This is a genomic window from Shewanella sp. 125m-1 (assembly GCF_052977065.1).
Genome location: NZ_JBRILT010000081.1, coordinates 1 through 7,198, shown reverse-complemented (window position 1 = coordinate 7,198; position 7,198 = coordinate 1). Strand labels below are relative to the sequence as shown.

At 43.4% G+C, this 7,198-nt stretch carries 6 protein-coding genes; all 6 read left to right on the top strand.

Annotated elements, in window-relative coordinates:
- The first annotated feature begins 182 nt into the window (after window positions 1-182).
- The 6 genes from ACVBIK_RS20460 (at window position 183) to ACVBIK_RS20435 (ending at window position 7,109) form a co-directional block, all read left to right on the top strand.
- Entirely contained in the window at window positions 183-1,358 is a 1,176-nt protein-coding gene (locus ACVBIK_RS20460) for a phosphoglycerate kinase (RefSeq protein WP_447170402.1), read from the top strand.
- A 292-nt stretch (window positions 1,359-1,650) separates the two neighbouring features.
- Complete coding sequence (gene fba / locus ACVBIK_RS20455) at window positions 1,651-2,715, top strand: class II fructose-bisphosphate aldolase (protein WP_447160198.1); 1,065 nt, start codon at window positions 1,651-1,653, stop codon at window positions 2,713-2,715.
- A 244-nt stretch (window positions 2,716-2,959) separates the two neighbouring features.
- Window positions 2,960-3,700 carry a DUF481 domain-containing protein gene (locus ACVBIK_RS20450; protein ID WP_447160199.1) on the top strand — a complete coding sequence of 247 codons (741 nt, stop codon included), beginning with the start codon at window positions 2,960-2,962 and terminating at the stop codon, window positions 3,698-3,700.
- A 327-nt stretch (window positions 3,701-4,027) separates the two neighbouring features.
- The gene (locus tag ACVBIK_RS20445) at window positions 4,028-4,765 is read left to right on the top strand and encodes a winged helix-turn-helix domain-containing protein (RefSeq protein ID WP_447170401.1); all 738 of its coding nucleotides are present in this window, start codon (window positions 4,028-4,030) and stop codon (window positions 4,763-4,765) included.
- Window positions 4,758-5,285, top strand: coding sequence for a hypothetical protein (locus tag ACVBIK_RS20440; RefSeq protein WP_447160201.1), 528 nt, complete (start codon window positions 4,758-4,760; stop codon window positions 5,283-5,285). Before ACVBIK_RS20445 ends, ACVBIK_RS20440 begins: the two co-directional genes overlap by 8 nt.
- A gap of 402 nt (window positions 5,286-5,687) precedes the next feature.
- Window positions 5,688-7,109, top strand: a complete 1,422-nt coding sequence (locus ACVBIK_RS20435) for a hypothetical protein (protein WP_447160202.1) — start codon at window positions 5,688-5,690, stop codon at window positions 7,107-7,109.
- The last annotated feature ends 89 nt before the right edge of the window (window positions 7,110-7,198 follow it).

Here is a 7,198-nt window from a genome sequence, read left to right as displayed (position 1 = left end):
CTAGAACCTAGAACCTAGAACCTAGAACCTAGAACCTAGAACCTAGAACCTAGAACCTAGAACCTAGAACCTAGAACGTTGGTGTTGTGTCCCGGCGGTCTATCGATACCGTTTTATTGAATTTTTGCTCAACTTAAATTTTTTAACTTTAATTTTAACTTAGATAGTAAGGAAGCATGAAAATGGCGATTCTTAATATGAAAGATCTGGACCTTCAAGGTAAGCGTGTGCTTATTCGTGAAGATCTTAACGTACCAGTAAGCAATGGCGTAGTGACAAGTGATGCCCGTCTGCGTGCATCATTGCCAACGATTAAGCTAGCCCTTGAAAAAGGCGCCGCGGTAATGGTGATGTCTCACCTAGGCCGTCCAACTGAAGGCGAGTTCAACGCTGAGTTCTCAATGCAACCTGTGGTTGATTACCTGACAAAGGCGCTAGATTGCCCTGTGCGTCTTGCTAGCGAATACCTAGACGGTATCGAAGTTGCGGTTGGTGAAGTGGTTGTATTTGAAAACGTGCGTTTTAACGTCGGTGAGAAGAAGAACGATGAGGCGCTATCTAAGAAGATGGCGGCACTTTGTGACGTGTACGTGATGGATGCATTTGGTACTGCGCACCGCGCACAAGCATCGACTCATGGTGTTGGTCTACACGCACCAATCGCCTGTGCTGGCCCATTGTTAGCCGGTGAGCTAGAAGCTTTAGGCAAGGCGCTTGATAACCCTGCACGCCCAATGGTGGCCATTGTTGGTGGCTCAAAAGTGTCAACAAAACTGACTGTACTTGAAAGCCTATCGACAAAAGTTGACCAACTTGTTGTTGGTGGCGGTATTGCTAACACTTTCGTTGCTGCTGCGGGTCATCAAGTCGGTAAGTCACTTTATGAAGCAGACTTGATTGAAGAAGCTAAGCGTTTAGTGGCTAATGCCCAAAGCCGTGGTGGCGATATTCCTGTACCTACAGATGTAGTTGTAGCAAGCGAGTTTAGCCCTACAGCGACAGCAACACTGAAAGATGTAAGCGATGTTTCAGACACTGATATGATTTTCGATATCGGCCCAGACAGCGCTGAAGCACTTGCTGAAATCATCAAAAATGCCGGTACAGTTGTTTGGAACGGCCCGGTTGGTGTATTTGAGTTTGATCAGTTCGGTGAAGGCACTAAGCGTATTGCACAGGCGATTGCTGAATCTAATGCTTTCTCTATTGCTGGTGGCGGTGACACATTAGCGGCGGTTGATAAGTATGGTATCGCAGATAAAGTATCTTACATTTCAACGGGTGGCGGTGCATTCCTTGAATTTTTAGAAGGAAAAGAGCTTCCTGCTGTGGCAATGCTTGAGAGTCGAGGCGAGTAATCGTTACGATTTGATACTCATCTAGACCAAGCAACAAAAAAATTACCAAACTGTTTGTTGGCGGGCTTTAAATCGACATTTGTCGGAGTTACACTAGCCGCCAATAAAACAGTGATAAACGTTGTGTATCCAAGCAGTTTAAAAATCCGATACAGCAACTGATATAAAAATAATAAATAACAGTAACCGTTTTAATGTTAGTCGGTTTGGTACTGGCAACGTTAGAGCATAAAAATCCATCCAAACGATAGCGACCTCGGTGAGGCAACTCACCCTATTATTGGAGTAAAAAATGGCCTTAATTTCCCTACGTCAAATGTTAGATCACGCAGCAGAACACGATTATGGTGTACCTGCATTTAACGTGAATAACCTTGAGCAGATGCGTGCAATTATGCAAGCTGCTGAAGCAACTGATAGCCCTGTCATCGTTCAGGCATCAGCTGGTGCACGTAAGTATGCTCGTCCACAGTTCCTTAAGTACCTAATGGCTGCTGCACTTGAGCAGTATCCAGATATCCCTGTATGTATTCACCAAGACCATGGTACCGACCCTGATATCTGTCAGCGTTCTATCCAGTTAGGTATGTCTTCAGTGATGATGGACGGCTCTTTGATGGCTGATGGTAAGACGCCAGCATCATACGAGTACAACGTTGACGTAACTCGCCGTACAGTGGCCTTTGCTCACGCATGTGGTGTGTCAGTAGAAGGTGAAATCGGTTGTTTAGGTAGCCTAGAAACTGGTGAAGCTGGCGAAGAAGATGGGATTGGCGCTGCTGGGATCCTGACTATGGATCAGATGCTAACAACACCAGAGGAAGCGGCGCGCTTTGTTGCTGACACTCATGTTGATGCACTTGCGATTGCAATTGGTACAAGCCATGGTGCTTACAAGTTTAGCCGTAAGCCTACCGGTGATGTACTGCGAATCGATCGCATCAAAGAGATCCATGCACGTATTCCAAACACTCACCTTGTTATGCACGGTTCATCTTCAGTACCGCAAGAGTGGCTAGAGATCATCAACCAGTATGGTGGTGCTATCCCTGAAACTTACGGCGTACCACTAGAAGAGATCGTCGAAGGCATTAAGCACGGTGTGCGTAAGGTTAACATCGATACTGACTTGCGTTTAGCATCGACTGGCGCAGTACGTAAGTTCCTTGCTGAGAACCCTACTGAATTTGATCCACGTAAATTCTTGAAGGCGTCAATGGAAGCGATGGCTGATATCTGTACTACACGTTACGAAGCCTTTGGTTGTGCTGGAATGGCCTCTAAGATCAAGCCTAAGTCACTTCAAGCTATGTATAAAGCTTACCAGTCTGGCGAACTTGATCCACAAATCAAGTAAGCATTAACGAATAAATTCGATTAAAAATACCTGCCAATGTGCAGGTATTTTTTTGCCTGAAATGTACAACTAAGCCAACTATTTAAGCCCACTATCTAAGTCGCTATCTAAACAGCTAAGTCTATGGTTAGAAATATTCAGTTTGCTATTAGGTGAATGGTGTACTACCCGTTTTCAATTGTTAGAACAAAATGTTAATATTGCGCCGATTTTTAGGGAATATGGTAAACGGAGTACTAATAATATGAAAAAAATGCTTACAGCTTTGGCAGTGGTAATGGCTGCTCCTTTTGCTGCGCACGCAGGTGCTGACTTTGTAGAAGGCGATAAGACTTTCGCAGGTGAAGCTGAGCTGGGTGCGACTTTAACCACGGGTAACACTGAAACGTCTTCAGTGAAAGGTCGCTTGAACATGCTTCAAGAGCTGGGTAACTGGGAAAACCAGTATCTGTTCGAAGGGTTGTACAAGGAAGATACGGGTGATGTTACCGCTGAGCGTTACTATGGCGGTATTCAGGGAGACTACAAGTTCGATGAAAAGAACTACATGTACATCACTGCTAACTACGAAGTTGACCCATTTACGGGTTACGATTATAAAGCTGTCGCTTCGGCGGGTTATGGTCATAAGTTCATCGATAGCAGCGACATGTTCCTCAGTGCCGAAATCGGTCCTGGTTATATTTTTAAGAAGCTCGACGAAGAACAGTCTGCATTATTAGGTTTTGATAATGAAGACAGTGTTATTGCCCATGGTGCGGTTAACTTCACTTATGATATTAGCGAAAGCTCTAAGTTCACCCAGTTATTTGTTGCTGATTATGGCGATAGCTTAGAAGGTCGTTCTGAAACTGCTATTACAGCTAATATTATCGGTGCCTTGGCAATGAAATTTGCCGTTATCGTACGTTATAACGATAAGCCGTTAGATGATAAAGAAAGTACAGATACTGAGACAAACATGACTCTGTTATATGCCTTTTAAAGGCGTTGACAAGCAACTGAACTCGATGCTTTAAATGAGTACTACTGCTTAGTAACTGTAAATATTTGTCAATAAAGGTACCTATCCGGTACCTTTTTTGTTTTTTGTTGGTGATGTTTTGCGCAGCATTTTATTTAAAATATCAGTCATTGCAACCTTCGACTTACTAACGTAACAGGCTGTTACTTGCATTTGTTAAATATCGATAATTTTTATGTGCTAGAACTCACGAAAGCAGCATCAGCTCTGCTTTAGCGTTATTTAATCACGGACTCCGCCGAGGATTCACAGTAAACTGGATACAATTATTAGGTAAGAGTCGTTAACGTGTATATAGGTCCATACCGATTTGATCTCACACTGCAAGAGTTGGTTCATAGCCGCTTAAAGTCAGCGCCCGGGTTCAAGTTATCCAACATTGAGTTTTTGGTATTACATCAATTGATGTCATCAAGAGGCCAAGTTGTATCTACTGAGTTTATGTGCGAAGAATGCTTGCCTACAGTAGTGACCCATCACGACATTGCTACCGCGGTACAAAACATTAAACGTTTTCTTGGTGCAGAACATGCTAGCTGGATTGAAGCGATTAATAAGCAGGGTTATCTATTGCATGTTAAGGCACAAGAAAAGCCGATGTTTAACTGCACTCTCAATTCTATTTCAATTAAAAACTATGTGCTTTGCATCATTCTTGGGATCTTACTGATCATTTTCTTAGCGACTAATCTGCAAACAACATCGGATATTAGCTTGTCGATACCCGATAGAATAAAAATTGCAGGAACCGAGTCGATACTCGTACCTATATATACAAGCGATAAAGATAAAGACAATTTTCACAGTAGAGTTAAGGAGTTGTCGCAGCAGTTGGCGAGCTGTGACAAGCTGAAGTGGCAACGGGTTTATATTGCGCCGTCGAGTGATGGCAGTCGACTTGAGTTCTTGATGAATAATTTAGCCGATGACGGCCAGGCTTGTAATAATTTAAAAGTGAATAATGTGGCTAATGATTGGCGCTTTATTGATGAAGCATGGCTAAAAGAGGTTGGGTTCTGTGAGTAAAGGATTAAATTGCGGGCCATTTTCAGGCTTCAAAACTACGCCAATTCTAGCAACATTAACCTTTATCTTTGGTTTATGTCTGCTACTTGATCACGCCATTGAGCCTGATGATAATTCAAGCCTGTCTTGTACCTCGGGTTCCTACCGTGTTGGCACCGGTTTTGAAGCGACTCAACGACTCGAAATGACTAACACTCAAAAGGGTATTGATATAGCGTTAAGCTTCTTCAAGGGGGATAAGTTAACCCATAAAGTTATGGCGAACGGGACGGTTACCCCCATTAAGGCGCCTATTCTTACCTATGAAGTTGAATTGGCACAGGGTCAGTATTTACGAGGCTTATTGCAAACTGATTATAGTGAGTCATTACAAGCGGCGATAACGCAAGCACAAGAACACCTTGTTGATGAGCAAAGTAAACCCTTTCAAATAAGGGTGCTAGAGATGAATAAAGCGGCTGGAGTCGTGACGATTCAAATCAATCCTGGTAATCATCTATGGGCTTGTAAACTGGATTAATCACTCTCTTTTTAGGTGAGGTTTGTCTTGCGGCGCGTCTAAAGAGAGCTATCCCTAAGCTGCATTGCTAAAAGAGTTGCCAATAAGACTTGCTAGTCTGGAGGGGAAATAAGAGTTTCCAAGCAGGAGTGGAAATTTTAGTGAGCAATCTTAGCGAGCAATCTTAATGGCTAATTTTAATAAAAAAGCTTAATAGCTAAGCTTAATCACAACAAGTGTCAATATCGGTTAGACTTAACAAGGTCTATGTTACTTATTGAGCATGATTTCTAATACGATTACAGGTCATTGTTAATTGTGATAGCGTTAACACTATCGTGTCGATGCGAGTTGCGTTCCCCATACCAGAAAGTTCAATATTGTCAGTACCGCGTCATTTTCTTCGTTATATAAAAGGTGTATGTGTCTAAAGTCAGAATAAAACAGGAAGAAGCACTGTCGATTAAATTTCTTCACCAGATGGAGGTGGGTGATAGCCGCCGGCTGGACCTGTATTTTTTCCTTCCGAAAGAGATGGGGATTAATCCCCAAAGCCTAAATGAAGAGGAGTATTTCCACTCCTCGATAATTGGTCGTCGCTCCTATTATTCTTCCGGCCTGCACCTGCCGTTAGTGCAAAGCCGCTTTGCCAGCCAAAAGAAACGTACAGTCGAGGAGTTTAGGCTCTACTTGAACTTGTTTGCCTACCAGTTTGCCGTCGCCATTGAGACCGACAGTAAAGAGTTAGCTCAGACTGAAGATTTTGAAAAGTTTTATAGTTCACTCGATGAGTTAAGTGAACAAGTGACGAGCTTGCTTAAGCGTTTTAGACGTAATGAGCCCAGTGATGAAAAGTGGAAGTCCTACTTTGAAAACGCCGATAACTATCTTTCCTGGTTATGTGAGCAACGCTTACTAAAATTGCTCGCTCATGCGCCCAGAACCAGTGATTTTAATGAAATTAACGATAGAGTCGTGGCACTTTGTCGCGCTGAGGCGCTTTATCGTCAAGAGCGTAGCTATAACTCGTCGCAAACAGTTAAAGACCCAAACCGTATCGCCAATAAGATGCTGCTATTAAGACGCCTTATACAACAAGGTGTCGTCCTTAAAGAAGATTTAAAAACCTTAGGTGTCGGGCTTAAGAAAATGACCACGGGTATCGCCACGGGCATGGTGATGCTTGTGGTGTCAGCCTTGATTATTAAAGCTCAAGGCTTCTTTAGCGGATTAACCATCGCCTTAGTGCTGACGCTGGCGGTGATTTACGGTTTTCGTGAAATCTTTAAAGACGATATTCGTAACGCCATGTGGCGAGCTATCCAAAAAGGCCGACCACGTTGGAGCCGGCTCCTAAGTGATACCACCAGTAAAAGTATTGTCGCTAGGCAACTTGTTTGGCTTGAGTTTATGCGTAAAAAAGAACTGCCAGATATGGTGTCGCAGATCCTGACTCAACGACATAGCCAAAACAAAATCGATGCCGAGATTCTTCACTACGGCATCCATACCCGGGTTTCGCAGAAAGACTTCTTAGCAGGATACTCGACTATTCAGGAGCAAGTGAACTTTAGTTTTGCACCTTTTGCCCGCAACTTAGAGCGTGGTAAGGATAGGATCTATAAAGAGCAAGATGGAAAGATCAGTAATGAATCCGTTGAGCGTCGTTATCAAGTAAACCTGATCTTGGCTCTGCGAGATGGTAAACAGGTGCCACAATATGCACGCTATAAAATCACCATGAATCGTTCGGCCATTATTGAGATCACAGAGAGTGATTTACCGTCAGGCGTAACGACCATGGAGGAAGCGCCTTTTAAGGAGGAGCTTAAAGCCCCTGCGTAAGTGAAGGGGCTTTGATGTGGTCAACTAAAACTGTACACCAACAGGGGATGCGTATTTACGCAGCCATTTCGGCCGCTGTTGGTGTCATG